The sequence below is a fragment of the Microvirga sp. Mcv34 genome (assembly GCF_024519725.1).
Taxonomy (GTDB): domain Bacteria; phylum Pseudomonadota; class Alphaproteobacteria; order Rhizobiales; family Beijerinckiaceae; genus Microvirga.
Map to the genome: position 1 here is coordinate 23,560 of NZ_JALJRK010000009.1, position 17,384 is coordinate 40,943.

At 65.2% G+C, this 17,384-nt stretch carries 16 protein-coding genes; 9 read left to right on the forward strand and 7 right to left on the reverse strand.

Annotation, left to right across the window (positions count from 1 at the left end; genetic code table 11):
* Positions 1-5: 5 nt before the first annotated feature.
* The 7 genes from OC446_RS07595 to OC446_RS07625 all read right to left on the reverse strand — a co-directional run bounded on the left by OC446_RS07595 (position 6) and on the right by OC446_RS07625 (position 6,458).
* Positions 6-2,177 carry a family 1 glycosylhydrolase gene (locus tag OC446_RS07595; RefSeq protein ID WP_262028442.1) on the reverse strand — a complete coding sequence of 724 codons (2,172 nt, stop codon included), beginning with the start codon at positions 2,175-2,177 and terminating at the stop codon, positions 6-8.
* A gap of 71 nt (positions 2,178-2,248) precedes the next feature.
* Positions 2,249-3,403 (reverse strand): UDP-galactopyranose mutase, encoded by a 1,155-nt coding sequence (gene glf, locus OC446_RS07600; protein ID WP_262028443.1) that lies wholly within the window; start codon positions 3,401-3,403, stop codon positions 2,249-2,251.
* Positions 3,404-3,411: 8 nt separating this feature from the next.
* Entirely contained in the window at positions 3,412-4,614 is a 1,203-nt protein-coding gene (locus OC446_RS07605) for a glycosyltransferase (protein ID WP_262028444.1), read from the reverse strand.
* A 206-nt stretch (positions 4,615-4,820) separates the two neighbouring features.
* Positions 4,821-5,132 (reverse strand): polyhydroxyalkanoic acid system family protein, encoded by a 312-nt coding sequence (locus tag OC446_RS07610; protein WP_262028445.1) that lies wholly within the window; start codon positions 5,130-5,132, stop codon positions 4,821-4,823.
* A gap of 54 nt (positions 5,133-5,186) precedes the next feature.
* Entirely contained in the window at positions 5,187-5,492 is a 306-nt protein-coding gene (locus OC446_RS07615; RefSeq protein WP_262028446.1) for a hypothetical protein, read from the reverse strand.
* Between the two features lie 131 nt (positions 5,493-5,623).
* Positions 5,624-5,890, reverse strand: a complete 267-nt coding sequence (locus tag OC446_RS07620) for a hypothetical protein (RefSeq protein ID WP_262028447.1) — start codon at positions 5,888-5,890, stop codon at positions 5,624-5,626.
* Positions 5,891-6,038: 148 nt separating this feature from the next.
* On the reverse strand, positions 6,039-6,458 hold the full coding sequence (locus OC446_RS07625; RefSeq protein WP_410055030.1) for a septal ring lytic transglycosylase RlpA family protein: 420 nt from the start codon (positions 6,456-6,458) through the stop codon (positions 6,039-6,041).
* A gap of 258 nt (positions 6,459-6,716) precedes the next feature.
* Here OC446_RS07625 and crtI point away from each other — a divergent pair, with 258 nt between their 5' ends.
* From crtI to ispH, 9 genes are all read left to right on the forward strand, one after another.
* The gene (gene crtI / locus OC446_RS07630; RefSeq protein WP_262028448.1) at positions 6,717-8,297 is read left to right on the forward strand and encodes a phytoene desaturase family protein; all 1,581 of its coding nucleotides are present in this window, start codon (positions 6,717-6,719) and stop codon (positions 8,295-8,297) included.
* A gap of 10 nt (positions 8,298-8,307) precedes the next feature.
* A complete protein-coding gene (locus tag OC446_RS07635; RefSeq protein WP_262028449.1) occupies positions 8,308-8,712 on the forward strand; it encodes a DUF2141 domain-containing protein in 405 nt (134 codons plus the stop codon).
* An 8-nt stretch (positions 8,713-8,720) separates the two neighbouring features.
* Complete coding sequence (locus OC446_RS07640) at positions 8,721-9,815, forward strand: SAM-dependent methyltransferase (RefSeq protein ID WP_262028450.1); 1,095 nt, start codon at positions 8,721-8,723, stop codon at positions 9,813-9,815.
* 82 nt (positions 9,816-9,897) lie between these two features.
* Positions 9,898-11,433, forward strand: a complete 1,536-nt coding sequence (locus OC446_RS07645) for a phytoene desaturase family protein (protein ID WP_262028451.1) — start codon at positions 9,898-9,900, stop codon at positions 11,431-11,433.
* A gap of 95 nt (positions 11,434-11,528) precedes the next feature.
* On the forward strand, positions 11,529-12,269 hold the full coding sequence (locus tag OC446_RS07650; RefSeq protein WP_262028521.1) for a lysophospholipid acyltransferase family protein: 741 nt from the start codon (positions 11,529-11,531) through the stop codon (positions 12,267-12,269).
* Complete coding sequence (locus tag OC446_RS07655; RefSeq protein WP_262028452.1) at positions 12,266-13,378, forward strand: glycosyltransferase; 1,113 nt, start codon at positions 12,266-12,268, stop codon at positions 13,376-13,378. The genes OC446_RS07650 and OC446_RS07655 overlap by 4 nt, the downstream gene beginning before the upstream one ends.
* Positions 13,375-15,033 (forward strand): squalene/phytoene synthase family protein, encoded by a 1,659-nt coding sequence (locus OC446_RS07660; protein WP_262028453.1) that lies wholly within the window; start codon positions 13,375-13,377, stop codon positions 15,031-15,033. Before OC446_RS07655 ends, OC446_RS07660 begins: the two co-directional genes overlap by 4 nt.
* Entirely contained in the window at positions 15,030-16,316 is a 1,287-nt protein-coding gene (locus OC446_RS07665) for an FAD-dependent oxidoreductase (RefSeq protein WP_262028454.1), read from the forward strand. The genes OC446_RS07660 and OC446_RS07665 overlap by 4 nt, the downstream gene beginning before the upstream one ends.
* Positions 16,313-17,323 (forward strand): 4-hydroxy-3-methylbut-2-enyl diphosphate reductase, encoded by a 1,011-nt coding sequence (gene ispH / locus OC446_RS07670; RefSeq protein ID WP_262028455.1) that lies wholly within the window; start codon positions 16,313-16,315, stop codon positions 17,321-17,323. Before OC446_RS07665 ends, ispH begins: the two co-directional genes overlap by 4 nt.
* Positions 17,324-17,384: the final 61 nt, after the last annotated feature.

A 17,384-nucleotide genomic window follows, 5' to 3' on the forward strand; every position in this document is an offset into this window, starting at 1 on the left:
AGATTCTACTCGGCCGCCATCTTCAGCGCGTCTTCGGACCATTCCATTTCGCTGTCGATGAAGAACCGGTCGAGCGCGCTGTCGAGCCGCGGCATGAGGATGCCGCGCTCCGTGAACAGGGTCGTGTTGAGGGCCGGGAGATCGCCCGCATCGGTCACGAGGCCCGGATCGAACCCTGCGCGCTCGGCCGCCATGGCGGCGAGATCGCGCCAGGAGGTCTCACCGATATTGGCCATGTGCCAGATGCCCGTGCCGCCGTCGATCAGGAGATCGAGCGACGTGTTCACGAGGTCGGGCACATAGGTGGGCGAGACCACATCGAGGCTGGCCTTCACGCCTTCGCCCTTGCTGAGGATGTTCAGGATCGACCAGACGAAGTTGTAGCGATCCCATGGGCCGAAGAAGGCGCTCGTGCGCAGGACGAGAGCCTTGTCATGCGCCGCCAGAACCCTGCGCTCCGCCTCGGCCTTGCTCTCGCCGTAGACGGTCGTGGGATTAACCTCGTCGCTCTCCACGTAGGGCCGGCCCAGCGTGCCGTCGAACACGAGATCGGACGAGAAGGTGACGAGGGGGATGTCGAGATCGGCACAGGCCTTGGCCAGCACCTCGGCCCCGACGGCGTTCTCCCGGAAGCAGGCCTGTCTGTCGTTCTCGGCCTCCGCCACGCGCACATACCCGGCCGTGTTGATCACCGCCCAGGGACGATAGCACGCGAGGGCCTCGGCGACGCTCCTGGGATCTGCGACGTCCATGTCCTGGCGCGAGAGCAGCACGTGATTGAGCCCGCGGAAATCGCACAGGCGGGAATAGGCGCGGCCGAGCGTTCCCGTGGCGCCCGTGATCAGGAGCTGCCGCGGCGCATCGGCGAGCCAGCAGGATTTCGACTGCCGCGCGGGCAGCTTGTAGAACCGGATGTCGCGCTTCCACCAGCCTGCGCGGTCGAGCACGGGATGATCGAAGCTCCCGGTCTTGGCGAGCGCCTCCGCCGCATGGGCGAGCGCCGTGCGGCGCGGTTCGGGAGCGCGCACGTCGAAGGGTCCAGGCTCGTAGAAGCCGTCGCGGCGCGTCAGCAGGCTGTTCCAGTCGACGGCGCCGTAAAGGGACCAGACGGTCACGGCCCGGATGTCTGCGCCCTCATTGCGCAGCGTATTGACGTCGTTCCAGACTTCCATGAGCCAGCGCAGCTGATCGTCGCGAGAGCTGCCGTGATGCGCCTCCGTGACGGCGATGGGCCGTTTGTAGCGCTCCCACACCTCCCGCAGGCGGGCGGCCGGTCCAAGCTCCGCGGACGGCAGGGGCATGCGGACGGCCTCCGCATCCGCATAGCGATGCCGACCGTTGCCGCCCCAATGGTGCTCGGGATAGCGGGCCGTGCGCTCGTCGAGATAGCGTTCGCTCGTCAGGTAGTGATTGATGCCGATGATATCGGGCGCGGCATCCGCTTCGAGAAGAAGTTCGAGGTCGGCCTGCGCGACGCCGTTCTCCAGGAAGATGCCCCACCAGGGATGGTCCCGGTCGACCATGCCGCAGAGAAGGTCGAAGCTCAGGAAACGACGCTGGTTCTCGTGCTCGGCCTGATAGGCAAGCGTCGGCGTCGAGAAGGTCTTGCCCATGTCGTCCGTCTGCACGAGCTGCGCATCCGGCCTGACCTTGCGGATGGCGCGCATGGACAGGACCGTGGCCTTGCACTCGTTGACGAGGATCTTGAGGAACGAGTCGTAACTCGTACCGTGCGGATACCAATGGCCGTAAAGGCCCGAGAACCGCGCCGTGGTGAGCGGCTCGTTGACGGGCGTGTAGAGGTCGAGATGAGGATAGCGCTGCGCCACGTTGGCGGCATGGCGCGCCAGGAGCTCGGGCCAGGCGGGATCGAGCATGTGGGTATAGTGCGGGCCGCTGCCGTGGTGGCACAGGCCGGCGATGGCACGAATGCCGAGCCTCCGCAGGCGGGTCAGGCGCTCATCGTGCCATGAGAAGTCCGTGCGGTCCGGGCTCTCGGGAGAAATTCTCTCCCAGAGCACCGGATAGCGCAACGTGCGGATCCCGAGTTCGGCGATGCGGTCGAGATCCGCGATACGATCGTGATGACCGGTCTCCAGGCTTTGATCGCGATAGTCGTCTCCAACTCTCGCAACCGTGCATTCCAGGCCGCCCCAGAGTTCCAGCGGTCGATTCATCCATACGCTCCGAGCTATGACTACAGGCACTCAACAACTATGCTTAGCGCGGATTGTTCGATGCATTTCGACTATGAAACCATCGCGGCTGAATTCGACACGACTTTCACTGAACTGGTATCGGCTCCGACCGGCAGGGACTCGTTGATGCGTCGGAAGGTGGCGAGAGCCTGACCGACGATCTGGTCCATGTTGTAGTAGCGGTAGGTCGCCAAACGGCCGACGAACCACACGTCGGGCGTCGCCAGGGCCAGGCGCTCGTATTTCTTGAAGAGCTCCTGATTCTCCGCCTTCGGGATCGGGTAGTAGGGGTCTCCTTCGGCGGACGGATACTCATAGGTGAGCGCCGTCTTGGCATGATCCTGACCGGTGAGATGCTTGTACTCCGTGACGCGGGTGTAGTCGTGCGTCTGCGGGTAGTTCACCACGCCCACGGGCTGGTGCCAAGCCTTGTCGAGGGTGACGTGCTCGAAGCGCAGCGAGCGATAGGGCAGCTTGCCGAACTGGAAATTGAAGTACTCGTCGATCGGGCCCGTATAGATGACGCGGCGATGAGGAACGACGTGCTTGATGTCGTCGTAATCGGTCTGCGTCATCACGTGGATGTTCGGATGGCTCACCATCTTCTCGAACATCCGCGTGTAGCCGTGCTTGGGCATGAACTGGAATTCGTCCGCGAAGTAGCGGTCGTCCCGGTTCGTGCGCGTCGGCACACGCGAGGTCACCGACTTGTCGAGCTCCGACGGGTCGAGACCCCATTGCTTGCGCGTATAGCCGCGGAAGAACTTCTCGTAGAGCTCGCGCCCGACGGCGGAGACCACCACGTCTTCCGATGTCCTGATCTCGCCGTTCTTTTCCGCCCGCTCCGCGAACCAATCCTGCAGCTGCTCGGACGTGAGGTTCAGCCCATAGAGCTTGTTGACCGTGTCGAGATTGATCGGAATCGGCACGAGCATGTCGTCCACTTCCGCCAGCACCCGATGCTCGTAGAAGCGCCATTCCGTGAAGCGGGACAGGTGATCGAAGATCTGCTTGGAGTTGGTGTGGAAGATATGAGGCCCGTACTGGTGGATGAGCAGGCCGTTGTCGTCGTATCGGTCATAGGCGTTGCCGCCGATGTGATTGCGACGATCGATCAGAAGGACGCGCTCATTGCGCTCCGTGGCCAGGCGCTCCGCCAGAACGCTGCCCGCGAAGCCGGCGCCGACAATCAACCAATCATACATGTTTCAGATCACTCCGCAGGCGTGGTGGCATAAACGGGAAGGGACGAGGCGGGGCGATCGCTCGCGGTGTCGTCGGTGACATCCAGCATCAGCTTGTGCATGGAAGTCCAGGTCTTATCCCAGGACCCGGCTGCGAGGTGCCGGTCGACCTTCGCGAGCCACGCATCCTTCGGTCGCGCGAGAATCGTCTCGACCTTCGCCACGACTTCCTTGGCATCCCTGGCGATTTCGACGAGGCCTTTTTCACCGTAGGGCCGCACCACATCGGTGATCGGGGTCGACACAACCGGCACGCCGGCCGCCAGGAATTCCGGCGTCTTCGTCGGACTGATGAACTTCGTCGCCTCGTTCAGGGCGAAGTTCATGAAGCCCACGTCCCAGCCAGACAGATAATGGGGCAGCTCGTTGTAGGACTTTCCGCCGAGCCAATGGATGTTGGGCCGCTGCGGCAACGTGGACGGGTCGATCTTCACGACTGGACCGATCATCACGAACTGCCAGTCGGGACGCAGATCGGCAACCTCGGCCAGGAGATCGATATCCATGCGTTCGTCGACGACGCCGAAGAAGCCGAGGCGGATATGCGGGATCTGCGCCTGATCGTCGGGATCCTTGTCAATGGAGCGCGCCTGCGAGAAATGATTGAAGTCGATGGAGGACGGAAAGCCGTGAACGCTGCGATGGCGATGACGCTTGGCCTCGTAGAGGCTCATGCCGCCTGTGAAGACGAGGTCGCAGCGGGCGAAGAGAGCGTTCTCCAGGTCGAGCATTTCCTGCGACGCACCGCGGAACAGCGAAAGCTCGTCCATGTTGTCGTAAACGCACAGGTCGCATTCGAGGTCGCTTGTGAAGGCCATGGCCATCGGCGTGTAGTACCAGAACACCCGCGGGCTCGAAGCCTCGCGACCAATCAATTCCTCGATCAGGTCGTGCTGCTCGGCAAGAATATCTTCATGCGACAGGCCTTCGGGAAGAACCGGGAGGGCGATGGTGACGCCCTGGGGCCGATCGCTCAGATCCATGTGAGGCTTCGCACCCGCCTTGAACACCGGCTCCTCAATGATCAGAACGTCGTAATGCTTGACGGCTCGGCTGAGCAGATGCTGCGGCCGTTGCCACACGAAATCCCAACGCAGATGGGAGAAACAGACGAGGAGGGGTTTTTCTGAAGCGGTCTTGGCAGGCGAACGAAGGGCATAGGAGTGCGTCATCAAACGCTCATGCATAGCGCCATCCTCAAATACAGGTGTGTTGTCGCGATCGGACGGAAGAACACGGCCCAGGGTGAAAAAGCGATGTCTTTAGTGAAGCGCACCAGCGTTGGGTCGTGGTCGCAATCGATTGTACAACGCAGATGGGGCTTTTTGGTTCCCTCGCGTTCATCTTTGTGAACAGCTGTTCATGACGCGAGCTGTAATCATTTCTTCTCGAGAAGCAGAGTGCCTTGCTTCTGAATGAAGCCCTTGGCCTTCTCCGCAACCATCGCGAGGATCCAAGGCAACTGCACTTCGACACGCACCTGATCCTGCATCACTTCCAGATGGCCGCTCACGTTCTGGCCCATGGCACCGACGCGGAAATCCATGCGATTTCCGTCCCATGTCTCATCGATGGATGCGACCTTGTCGCCGAACTGGGATTTCAGGCCCGACATACCGCCGTGAAGCCGTCGCATCGCTTCGGCCTGACCGAGATTATGGGGAATTGAAACGACGAGAGGCTTGGCCATGGGAATGCTCCACTTTTCTACGACAAGCGAAGCAGTGCGGCTCGGGTTCCCTCGTTACAGCATTTCCACCTTGATCGCACGCATCACGATGGTCTCCTGCTCGAACCGCCGTTCCAGGTCCGCGCGGTAGCGCTCCCACCAGGCATGGTCGAGTTCGCGGGCCATCACTTCGAACACGACGATATCGTCGTGGGAGGTATGACCGCCCTCCTTCCAGACGCCTTCAGCGGGCGCGCGCGTGAAGCTCGTGATCCCGCCGAAGCGCTCGGACAGCTCCTTGCGGACCCGCGCATAGACCGCCCCGTCGAGACGGCGGCCCTTGTTGTCGGCGAGCGGCAGCAGAATCTGAACCAGATGCATCGGCATCCCCTGAATAACGCCATCGGATGGCGCAGGAAAATAGTTCAGGGGACGGAAAAGGCGAGACCTCCGGCCTCCGTCAGAGCATCGGATCGATCCGATACCTTTTCGAGGAACGCATCGTCGATGCGTTAGGCCTGCAGGGCCGCGAACAATTCGCGATCCGATTCGGGCCATTCCTCGGCGATCCGATAGCGGCCCGACGGCTTCGACACGCGCCATGGGCACTCCGTCGATGCGTGGAACGCCTCAGATGGCCGCAGGCGCCGGGCGCTGCCGTCAGCCTGGATTTCATCGATGACGACGAAGCCGAAGATCGTGAGACGCGTGGCCATGACCTTGGTGGCGCGATCGCCTGCCGCAATCGGCAACGAGCCTGCGGCATAGACCGCATCCATCAGGCTTCGTTGATCGCGGTGGGGATTCGCCGACGAGCGTGCGCCCGGAAAGCGTATGACATTCGTCGGCTGAGACGATCTCGATTCCATGTAAGCAACCCTTGGTCCCGAATCGGAGCCAGAATCGCCGGAAGGAATTAAGAAGCGCCTAATCGATGATATGCAGCGACACGTAGGCCGTGCCGTCGGAGGTCAGGCCGAGCGCCTGAGCGGGGCCTTTTGCGAGATCGATGATCCGCCGGTGGGCGAAGGGGCCGCGGTCGTTCACCCGGACGACGACCGAGCGGCCATTGTCTTCATTGACGACCCTGAGCTTCGTGCCGAACGGCAGGGAGCGGTGCGCGGCGGTCATGTCGGAGGAATTGAAGCGCTCTCCGCTGGCGGTCTTACGGCCGTGAAATCCTGGGCCGTACCAGGAGGCGGTGCCGCGCTGAATGGCCGGTCCGGCGTCGATATCGGCTTGTGAGATGGATCCTGTGGTGAGCGGGTCGTTCGAGGCGGTTGTATTGCAGGCTGCTACGAGAAGAATAGGCACAATGACAGATGCCCGGGTGAGGATGTTCTTCAAGGACAGTCTCCCCTTCCGTTTCGGTTGGAAGTGAAACTGAGCCTTAAAAAGGCAAGAATAAGGCGCTGCGGATTTTTATACGTTCGCTCACTCTTCCGAGATGTGAAACTATACCGAGAAATAGCCTAGACAAATGCGACATCCCTCCTAGATAGCCTGAGTAAACGTTACGATATTCCAGGGCGCGATTTACCCCTCTCGCAATTGTGAATCATTGCCTCTGGTCTAAAACCGCAATCGGTCTAGTTCAGGTAGCCGATGTTCCACGCCATTCAGGGCTCCCGGCTCATGCGCGAATCCGCCCGTTCATCTCAGGTCGCCGTCGTGGGGGCTGGCCCTGGAGGCCTGGCCTCCGCCATGCTGCTGGCGCGCGAGGGTATTCCTGTCACGGTTTTCGAAAGGGAGCCGGCCGTCGGCGGCCGAACCCGGACCATCCATGCGCCCGGCGGCTACAAGTTCGATATCGGCCCGACCTTCTTCCTGTATCCCCGCGTTCTGAAAGACATCTTCGAAGCCTGCGGCGAACGGCTGGAAGATCATGTCGAGCTCAAGCGTCTCGACCCGCAATATCACGTCGTCTTCGAGGGTGGCGGCTCCATTCGCGCCACGTACGATCTCGATCGCCTCGAACAGGAAATCGCCCGTCTGGCACCCGCCGACGCGCGCAACGTGCGCCGGTTTCTCGACGACAACCGCGACAAGCTCGAAGCCTTCCGGCCCGTGCTGGAACAGGCCTTTTCGAGTCCGGCGGATCTCTTCTCGCCGGCGATGCTGGCCGCCTTGCCGAAGCTGAGACCTTTCTCCAGCGTCGACAGCGATCTCAAGCGCTATTTCGCCGATCCGCGCGTGCGCCTCGCCTTTTCGTTCCAGACGAAATATCTCGGCATGTCGCCGTTCCAGTGCCCGAGCCTGTTCACCATTCTCTCGTTCCTCGAATACGAGCACGGCGTTTTCCATCCCATGGGCGGCTGCGGCGCGGTCTCGGAAGCCATGGCGAAGGTCGCACGCAAGATGGGCGTCGACATTCGCCTCAACACGCCGGTCGAGCGCGTCGTCTACGAGAACGACGAGGCCGTCGGGCTCGAGGCGGGCGGCGAGCGGTTCGCTGCGGGCTCGGTGGTGATCAACGGCGATTTCGGCCATGCCATGCGCCATCTGGTGCCGGAATCCATGCGTCCGCGCTGGACGGACAGGAAGCTCGCTCGCGCGAAGATCTCCTGCTCCACCTTCATGCTCTATCTCGGCATCGAAGGCGAAGTGGGCGATCTCGCCCATCACACGATCCTGCTGTCGCGCGACTACGAACGCAACATTCACGAGATCACCAACGGCATCCTGCCCGAAGAACCATCGGTTTACGTGCAGCACGCCGGCGCGACCGATGAATCGCTGGCCCCGCAGGGCCACACGAGCCTCTATGTGCTCGTGCCCGTGCCGAATCTGCGCTGCGGGATCGACTGGACGCGCGAGGCACCGCGCTATCGCAAGCTTGCGCTCGAACGCCTGAAGGTGCTCGGGCTGGGCGATATCGAGAGCCGCATCCGCTTCGAGCGCGTGGTGACGCCACGTGGCTGGGAAAACGAGTTCTCCGTGTTCGAGGGCGCCACCTTCAACCTCGCGCACAACCTGACGCAGATGCTCTACTTCCGCCCGCACAACCGCTTCGGCCGCAACGTCTATCTGGTCGGCGGCGGCACGCATCCCGGCAGCGGATTGCCGGTGATCTATGAAGGCGCGCGCATCACGACGCGGCTGCTGCTGGAGGATCGCGAGCGCCAGCGCGCGGGCGACCACGAAGCGAAGCCAGCCGTCGCGCCGCTCGGCGAAGCGGCTCTATAAGGGGTGCCGGATGAGACGCGTTGGACTGACCGCCTTTCTTCTTCTGTCCGTCTCGTCCGCCCACGCGGCGACGCTGACGATCCGCGCCCAAGGCGTTCAGCCGGACGGCAAGATGGTCTATGCCGGGGTCTGCGATACCAGCTTCGAGGAGGCCACCTGCCCCTACAAGGACCGCGGCCAGGCCACCGCGGGAACGGTGGAACTGCGTATCAGGAACGTGAAGCCCGGCACCTATGCCATCGCGGCCTTTCATGACGTGAACGGCAACGGTAAGCTCGACCGCAACTTCATCGGCCTGCCCAGCGAGCCCTACGGCTTCTCGAACGACGTGGGCCGTCGCGGCCCTCCGAATTTCGACGCCGCCCGCATCGTCGTCAGGGAGCCTGCGACGACGATCGTGATCCCGGTCCGATAGAGGTCCCCATGCTGTGGCGCGCCTATGCACTTCTGTCCCACGGGGGAGACCGCATAGGCCTCGGCTCCATCGGCCTGTCGTCCTGGCACGGCCCGGCCGCGCCCTCGCTCCAGCGGGCGGGCGACGTGCTGAAGGTGCTCGAAGAGGCCGACACCGCCATCTGGTCGGCAAGCGCCCTCTCGGCCTGCGCCGAGACGGGCCTTCTCGCCCATCTCGACAAGCCGGCGACGATCGACACGTTGGCGCAAGCCATCTCCCTCTCGCCGGCGCTCGTCCGGACGCTGGTCGACGTGCTCGCAAGCCACAGGTTCGTGGTGTGGAACCAGGACCGGGTCCAGGCAGCCCCTGCCCTCCTGCCCTTCACGACGCCCGAGGGCGTGGCGACCTTCCGCGCGTCCCTGCGGGCCCCTCTCCTGCAGGCCGAGAGCTTCCGGCGCAAGCTTGCCGACCGCACCCTGACCCTCGATGGCTGGACCCATACGAACGAGGCCATCATCGAGTCCCAGGGCACCCTGACCCGGCTCTGGACCACCCGGGCCCTGCCGAAGCTGAAGTTCCTGCCGGGCCTCGTCCCGCGTCTCGAAAAGCCCGGCGCGGCCCTTCTCGACGTGGGCGCGGGGGCCGCAGGCCTTTCGATCGCGCTCTGCCGGCATTTTCCTCATCTGACAGCCGTGGCCCTTGAGCCTGCGCCCCGTCCGGCCGACATCGGGGAGCGCCACGTGCGGGAGGCCGGGCTCGAGGGCCGCATCGTCATGCGACGGCAACGGGCGGAAGAGCTGGACGACGAGCGGGCCTTTGACCTCGCCTTCCTGCCGCAGATGTTCCTGCCGGAGGCGATTATCCAGGACGCCATCGAGCGGATCTTCCGCTCGCTGCGGCCCGGAGGCTGGCTTCTTGTCGCCGTCCTGTCCCAGGAAGGCGGCGGGACGGTCTCGGCCGTCAACCGGCTGAAAAACCTGCTCTGGGGCGGCAACACGCGCGCCATGGACCACCTGAGGCCCCGCCTGGCTGCCGCCGGATTCAACCCGGTAATCCGCGCGCCGGGCCGGCACGCGCTGCGCATGATCTGCGCCCGCCGCCCAAACGTTCGTGATTTGACTTGAACTGCCCCATGCGCTTCCTAGAACCATCACGATTGGGACATGGGCAGATAACGGATAGACTCGTGCCTTTCGGGAGGAATGCGTGAACGCTCAAAGAACTTCGGTTGCGGTCATCGGCGGAGGATTGGGCGGATTGGCGGCGGCCTGCGTCGCGGCGGCCCGCGAGCACAAGGTCACCCTCTACGACAAGAACGCCTGGATCGGCGGCAAGGCGGCGGTTCTGCATGAGGACGGCTTCCGTTTCGACATGGGTCCGACGATCCTGACCGTGCCGCGGGTCCTGGAGCGCATCTTCGCGGAGGCCGGCCGAAACCTCTCCGACTATCTCGATCTCGTGCGGCTCGATCCGCAATGGCGCTGCTTCTTCGACGACGGCACCCGGATCGACCTGCAGGAGAACATCGACGCCATGGCCGAGGCCATGGATCGCTTCGCGCCCGGAAAGAACGCCGGCGAGGGATACAAGCGCTTCCAGGAAATCTCAGCGCATCTCCACGACATCTCGAACCGGTTCTTCTTCTGGAAGCCGGTGGAGGATCTCTTCGACACCATCAACATTCGCGCCAACATGAATCCCGCAACCCTGCGGGATGTTTTGTCTCTGCGCATGGGCTCGTCCGTCGCCGGCACCATCCGGTCCAAGGTGAAGGACGAGCGCCTGGCGCAGATGCTCGATCACTTCACGCAATATGTCGGCTCGTCGCCCTATGGCTCGCCCGCCGTGCTCTGCGCCATCGCCCACATGCAGGCGGCGGACGGGGTGTGGTATCCCATGGGCGGCACCCGCGCGGTCGCGGAGGCCCTGGCGAAGCTGGCGGGCGAACTCGGCGCCACGTTCCAGACCGACAGCGACGTGGCTTCGCTCAGGATCGAGAACGGAGCGGTCACGGGCATCGTCCTCGCGAGCGGTGAGGTCGTTCCCTACGACAACGTCATCTCCAACATGGATTCGATCCGCACGTATCGCGAACTCGTCGGCGGCGAGGTCGGGGAACATTACGCACGCAAAGACTTCGAGCCCGCCTGCTCGGGCGTGGTGCTCTATCTCGGCCTGAACAAGCGCTACGACCACATCCTCCATCATGACTTTGTGTTCTCGCGCGATCCGGAAGAAGAGTTCGACTTCATCTACCGGCGCGGCGAACCTGCACCGGATCCCACCTGCTATCTCGCAGCGCCGTCCGCGACGGACCCGAGCGTTGCGCCGGAAGGCGGCGAGGCGCTCTACGTGCTTGTCCATACGCCTTATCTTCGTCCGCACCACGACTGGTCGCAGATGTTCCCCGCCTATCGGCAGGTGATCATCGACAAGCTGAAACGCACGGCTGGCATGAGCGATATCGAGGAGCGCATCGTGGTCGAACGCCACCTGACGCCGCAGGACATCCACGACCGCTACAAGGTGCTCAACGGCGCCATCTACGGTCTTGCGAGCCACGGCAAGTTCATGGGCGCGTTCAAGCCGGGCAACCGCAGCCGACAGGTGCGCGGCCTCTATCTCGCGGGCGGCGCGGCTCATCCGGGTCCGGGCATGCCGATGGTCATGATGTCGGGCTGGATCGCCGCCGACGCCCTCGATGCGGATGGCAAGGTCGAGAATCTACGGAACGTGTCTTGAGGCAGGAAACGGGCAAGGCAGGAACGGATCACTCTTCATCCGGTCGCGCGGGAGGCTCTCCCGTCGCGCGTCGCTCCGTCCTGCTCCATCGCTTCATGGTCTCGACCTTCCGGCGCTATTTCACGCGCCACATGAATGCCCTGCGGATCGCCTCCTGGGGCATCCCGGCCATTCCCCAGCAAGGCCCGGTCATCGTCTATTCCAATCACCCGGCCTGGTGGGACGCGGCCATCTATGTCCTGACGGCGGACCGCTTCTTTCCGTCCTATGAGAGCTACGCGCCCATCGATGCCGCGATGCTGAAGCAATACGGCATCTTCGGCCGCATCGGCGCTTTCGGAGTCGATCTCGAAAGCCCGCGCGGCGCAGTGGATTTCCTCAGGACCGGCGCGGAGATCCTCTCCGCCCCCGACCGCGCCCTCTGGATCACCGCGCAGGGACGCTTCGGCGACGTGCGCGAGAGACCGCTCGGCCTCAAGCCCGGCGTGGCGCACATCGTCGAACGCGCGCCCGATTGCACAATCCTGCCGCTCGCCATCGAGTATGGCTTCTGGCTGGAACGCGGCGCGGAAGCCTTCCTAGCCTTCGGCCAGCCGATGCGCGGACAGGACCTTTTGAACCTCTCGCGCGCCGACCGTCTCGAGCGGCTCGAAAGCGCGCTGACCACGACGCTCGATCACTTGAGCGCCGACGTGCAGAGCCGCGACCCGGCCCGCTTCCGGGCGGTTCTCGAAGGCCGCGCCGGCATCGGCGGGATCTACGACGGGTGGCGTCGAATGGCGGCGGCCCTGCGCGGGCGCGCCTTCGACCCATCTCACGAGGGACGGCCGTCATGACGGTGCTTGCTCTCGTCGTGCTTGCACTGGCCGCTATCCCGTTCGTGCTCGCGCTCATGAACCTGGGCGTCCTGCGCGCGACGCCGCGCCAGGCGCCGCAGGGCGACGTGCTCGTCTCCATCCTCATCCCGGCGCGCAACGAGGCGGCGAATATCGGCCCCGCCCTCGATGCGGCGCTCGGCAGCATGGGCGTTCCCGTCGAGGTCCTGGTCATGGACGACGGGTCGACGGATGCCACCGCCGACATCGTCCGCGCCTACGCGGCCCGCGACGTCCGCGTGCGCCTGCTCACCGCCCCGCCCCTCGACGACGGCTGGACCGGCAAGGTCCATGCCTGCCACCATCTCTCCGAGGCCGCGCGGGGCACGCATTTCCTGTTCGTCGATGCGGATGTGCGCCTGGGCCCTCAAGCGGCAGCCGCGCTGGCAGGCCATGCGCAGGCGGCCGATGCGAGCCTCGTCAGCGCCGTGCCGCGTCAGGTCATGATCACGCTCGGCGAAATGCTGACGGTGCCGACGATCAACCTGCTCCTGCTCGGCTACCTCCCCATGGGCTTCATGCGCCTCTCCCGCGATCCAGGATTAGGCGCGGCCTGCGGCCAGCTCATGCTCGTCGAGCGCGAGGCCTATCGGGCGAGCGGCGGGCACGCGGCGATCCGCACGCGCATCCACGACGGAATCCAGCTGGCGCGGCTCTTCCGCCGCAAGGGCCTCATGACGGATCTCGTGCCGGGCGAGCGCCTCGCCACCTGCCGGATGTACACGCGTTTCGACGAAGCCTGGGCCGGCTTTGCCAAGAATGCTCACGAGGGCATGGCGACACCCGTGGCGCTGCCGGTCTGGACCGTGCTCCTGCTCGGTGGCCATGTGATGCCGTTCCTGCTCCTGCCGTTCGCGCCGGGCTTCCTGCTCGCCTGCGCGGCTCTTCTCCCCCTCGGCGCACGCACGCTCGTGACCGTCGCGACGCGGGAGAATCCCTGGTCGATCCCGCTCCATCCTTTCACCGTCCTGGTCGGCCTCGTGATCCAATGGAGCGTGCTCCTGCGGATCGGGCAGGCGCGCCGCGCGGGATGGAAAGGCAGGCTTTATCCTCTGGAGGAGAAGCCATGAGCACGGACGTCTCCCGAGCAACGAAGCGACCGCGCGACGAGAACTTCCCGGTCGCATCTCTCGTGCTCTCGCGTGAGCACCGGGACGCGGTCCTGGCCTTCTATGCCTTCGCGCGCATGGCCGACGACATCGCCGACGCACCCGATCTCGGGGCTGCGGAGAAACTAGCGCGTCTCGATGCACTCGAACAGGCACTCGTGTCCGGCGACCCGTCCGTCCCGCAGGCCGCGCGTCTCCATGCCGTCGACCGGGAGCACAGGGTCGGCCTGACGCAAGCCCGCGAGCTGCTGCGCGCCTTCCGTCAGGACGTGGTCAAGGCCCGCTACAACGATTGGGCGGAGCTGATCGATTATTGCCGCTTCTCCGCCAACCCAGTCGGCCGCTTCCTGCTGATGCTGCACGGCGAGCGCAGTTCGGCCCACGGGCCGGCGGACGCCCTTTGCACGGCTTTGCAGATCCTCAACCACCTGCAGGATTGCGGCCGCGACCGTGAACGGATGGGCCGCATCTACATCCCGATCCGGTGGATGCTGGCGGCCGGTTCCGAGACGGCGTTCTTCGATCCGTCGCGCACGGCGCTCCGACGCGATGTCTTAGACGCCATGCTCGACCGGGTCGATGCACTGATCGATCAGGCGCAATCCCTGCCCGAGCACCTGCAGAATGCGCGTCTGCGGGCGCAGAGCATCGCGACCGTCGCCCTGGCCCGGCGTTTGAGCCGGCGCCTGCGGCAGGCCGACCCGGTGCTGGAGCGCGTGCAGGTGAGCAAGACCGATGCGGGCATCGCGTTCCTGCGCGGCCTTCGCGGGACGCTTGGACGGCCCGCCTCCGGCGACCACCGCGTGACGGCGGCGGCGGTGCGGCGCTCGGGCTCGTCCTTCCGCCTCGGCATGCAGAGTCTCTCACCCGAGCGCCGCCGCGCCATTCATGCGGTCTATGCCTTCTGCCGTGCGGTGGACGACGTCGCCGACGGAGCGGCGCCCGCTGCCGAGAAGCGGACGTTCCTGCGGGAGTGGCGGCGTGAGCTCGACCGGCTGCACCGTGCGCCGGGAACGCCGATCGGGCGTGAACTCGCCCGCGCCTCGACCCTCTTCAAGCTGCCCCTGGAGGAATGCCACGCGCTTCTCGACGGCATGGAAACGGACAGCGCCGACCGGGTGCGTCTTGCCGACGATTATGAGCTCGGGCTCTACGGCCGCCGTGTCGCGGGCTCCGTCGGGGCACTGTCGATCCGCATCTTCGGCGTTCCGTCCGCCCATGATTTCGCCCTTCATCTCGGGCGCACCCTGCAGCTCGTGAACATCCTGCGCGATGTCGACGAGGATGCGGCCCGCGAGCGTGTCTACGTGCCCCTCTCGCGGCTGGCGCAACTCGGCTTGCGCGATGCTCCCGCGTCCGCTCTCGTGGCCGATCCGCGCTTCGCCCGCGTGTGTGAAGCCCTTGCCGACGAGGCTCGCGCCGGATTTGCGGCGGCGGACGAGACCCTCCTGCGTCTCGACCGTCGGGCCCTGAAACCGGCGATCCTGATGATGGAGAACTACCGTCGCGTGCTCGACCGGCTGCAAGCGCGCGGCTGGGGCCTGCGCCAGGGCCGGCTGCGCTTGAGCACCGCCGACAGATTGCATCTCATCACCCGCGCCATGAGGCCCGCATGACCGCACGGCGCACCCATATCGTCGGAGCGGGAATCGCGGGCCTGAGCGCCGCGCTCGCCGTCACGGCTGAGGGTGGCGAGGCCATCGTCTATGAGGGCGCGCCGCAGGTGGGCGGACGCTGCCGCACAATCCAGCCCACCGACGGCTTCGTCCATGACAACGGCACCCATGTGCTGTTCTCCGCCAATGGACGCGCGCTCGAACTCCTCAAGGCGATCGGCGCCCGCGACCGCTGGATCGAGCCGGAGCCTAAAGGACTCCCGCTCTACGACGGGCGCACGGGAGAGCTGCGGCGGGTGGGCCTCTCGCCCTGGTCATGGCTCCTACCCTCGCGCCGGCCTCATGGCCTAACCCTGCCCGATCTGGCGCGGATCCTGCGCCTCGTCTTCACGGCGAAGGACTGCCCGGTCGCGTCGATCATCGGGGATCGACCGATCATGAGCAGCCTGATCGAGCCCCTGACGGTGGCGGTGCTCAACACGCCGCCCGCGCAGGCTTCCTCGCAGCGCCTCGCCTGCGCCCTGCGACGCCTCATCCGGCCCGGTGCCGGGCGTCTCCTGGTGGCGCGCAACGGCTTGAGCGAAGACCTGATCGAGCCCGCCGTCGCCACTATCGAGAGAAGAGGCGCAGCCGTTCACACCGGCCAGCGCCTGCGCAGGCTCCTGACCAGCCAGGAGCGCGTCATCGGGCTGGCCCTGACGGACCGCACCGTGATGCTCGGCCCCGACGACCGCGTGATTCTCGCGCTCCCGCCTTACGAGGTGGAGCGGCTGCTCCCGACGCTTCCCGTGCCGACCACTTTCGAGCCCATCGTCAACGTTCATTATCGCATGAAGGGCCTGGCGAGCCCACGCTTCATCGGCTTCACCGGCACGCTCGCGCAATGGGCGCTGGTTCGCCCCTCGCATGTGAGCGTCACGGTCTCGGCCGCCGACGCGGTGGTGGACCTCAATGCAGCCGATCTGGCGGCAAGGATCTGGCGCGACGTCGCGCCGGCCCTGCACAGCCTCGGGCTCGATGCGGACAGCAATCGCCAGCCCGAGAGCCGGGTGCTGAAGGAGAAGCGCGCGACCATCCGCCAGGCCGCCGAGGAGCTCCCGCAGCCTCCCCTGCGCCCCCTGTCCAATCTCGCCCTGGCGGGAGATTGGCTCGGCTCCCTTCCCGCCACCATCGAGAGCGCCGTCATGGCCGGCGAGCACGCAGCCTCCCTGCTGCGGCACACCCGCTGCACCCGCCCATCGGTTCCGCGCGACCGCCCCTTGAAGACGGAGGATGCGGCATGATCCAGGACCATCCCCCGCTGACCGTTCTGCTCGCGGCGCCGCGCAGCTTCTGTGCCGGTGTCGAGCGCGCCATCAGGGCCGTCGAGGATGCCCTCGACCGGACGGGCAGACCCGTCTATGTGCGCCACGAGATCGTGCATAACGGCCGCGTGGTGGAAGACCTGAAGCGCAAGGGCGCGATCTTCGTCGAGGATCTGGCCGAGATCCCGGACGGGGCCGTGGCCATCTTCAGCGCCCATGGGGTTTCGCGCGCGGTGGAACGGGAGGCGGCCGGCCGTAGCCTGTCCGTGCTCGATGCCACCTGCCCGCTCGTGCGCCGCGTCCATCTCGAAGGGCAGCGCCATTCCAAGGCGGGCCGCGAGGTCATCGTGATCGGTCATCGCGGCCATGTGGAGATCGAGGGAACCACCGGGCAGATCGACGGCACCGTGCATGTGATCGAGAGCGTCGCTGAAGCGCTGACCATTCCGGTCCTGAACCCGGAGCGCATCGCCTACATCACCCAGACGACGCTCTCCGTCGACGACACCCGCGAGATCATCGCGGCCCTGAAAAAGCGTTTTCCCGCCATTCAGGGCCCCGACGTCAAGACGATCTGCTACGCGACGCAGAACCGGCAGATGGCGGTGCGCGTGATCGCCCGGCGCGCGGAACGGATCATCGTCTGCGGCGCGCGCAATTCATCGAACACGAACCGCCTGTGCGAGGTGGCCGTCAACGAGGGGCGACAGGCGCTCCTCATGCAGGACCCGAAAGACCTGACGCTCTCCTTCATCGACGGGGCCGCCGTGATCGGCCTGACGGCAGGCGCCTCCGCGCCGGAAGACCTGGTGCAGGAGGCCTTGGCCCAGCTCGCGCAATGGCGGCGGCTCACGGTGGAGGAGGTGCGCGTGACCCATGAGGACGCGGAGTTCGCGCCCGTCGATGTGTCGCGGCTTGAGGGCAAAGCATCGATCCCGAAAGTGGACACCTCTTTCGGGATCGATTCGATGCTCATTTCTCAATGAGCGCATTGTTTTAGGGCGGAAAACCGGATCCGGTTCACCGTCGAAAACGCGATCAAACAAA

Coding starts and splice junctions, on each gene's coding strand:
- OC446_RS07595 (WP_262028442.1), bottom strand. CDS start 2,177: ATGAATCGACCGCTGGAACTCTGGGGCGGCCTGGAATGCACGGTTGCG.
- glf (WP_262028443.1), bottom strand. CDS start 3,403: ATGTATGATTGGTTGATTGTCGGCGCCGGCTTCGCGGGCAGCGTTCTG.
- OC446_RS07605 (WP_262028444.1), bottom strand. CDS start 4,614: ATGACGCACTCCTATGCCCTTCGTTCGCCTGCCAAGACCGCTTCAGAA.
- OC446_RS07610 (WP_262028445.1), bottom strand. CDS start 5,132: ATGGCCAAGCCTCTCGTCGTTTCAATTCCCCATAATCTCGGTCAGGCC.
- OC446_RS07615 (WP_262028446.1), bottom strand. CDS start 5,492: ATGCATCTGGTTCAGATTCTGCTGCCGCTCGCCGACAACAAGGGCCGC.
- OC446_RS07620 (WP_262028447.1), bottom strand. CDS start 5,890: ATGGATGCGGTCTATGCCGCAGGCTCGTTGCCGATTGCGGCAGGCGAT.
- crtI (WP_262028448.1), top strand. CDS start 6,717: ATGTTCCACGCCATTCAGGGCTCCCGGCTCATGCGCGAATCCGCCCGT.
- OC446_RS07635 (WP_262028449.1), top strand. CDS start 8,308: ATGAGACGCGTTGGACTGACCGCCTTTCTTCTTCTGTCCGTCTCGTCC.
- OC446_RS07640 (WP_262028450.1), top strand. CDS start 8,721: ATGCTGTGGCGCGCCTATGCACTTCTGTCCCACGGGGGAGACCGCATA.
- OC446_RS07650 (WP_262028521.1), top strand. CDS start 11,529: ATGGTCTCGACCTTCCGGCGCTATTTCACGCGCCACATGAATGCCCTG.
- OC446_RS07655 (WP_262028452.1), top strand. CDS start 12,266: ATGACGGTGCTTGCTCTCGTCGTGCTTGCACTGGCCGCTATCCCGTTC.
- OC446_RS07660 (WP_262028453.1), top strand. CDS start 13,375: ATGAGCACGGACGTCTCCCGAGCAACGAAGCGACCGCGCGACGAGAAC.
- OC446_RS07665 (WP_262028454.1), top strand. CDS start 15,030: ATGACCGCACGGCGCACCCATATCGTCGGAGCGGGAATCGCGGGCCTG.
- ispH (WP_262028455.1), top strand. CDS start 16,313: ATGATCCAGGACCATCCCCCGCTGACCGTTCTGCTCGCGGCGCCGCGC.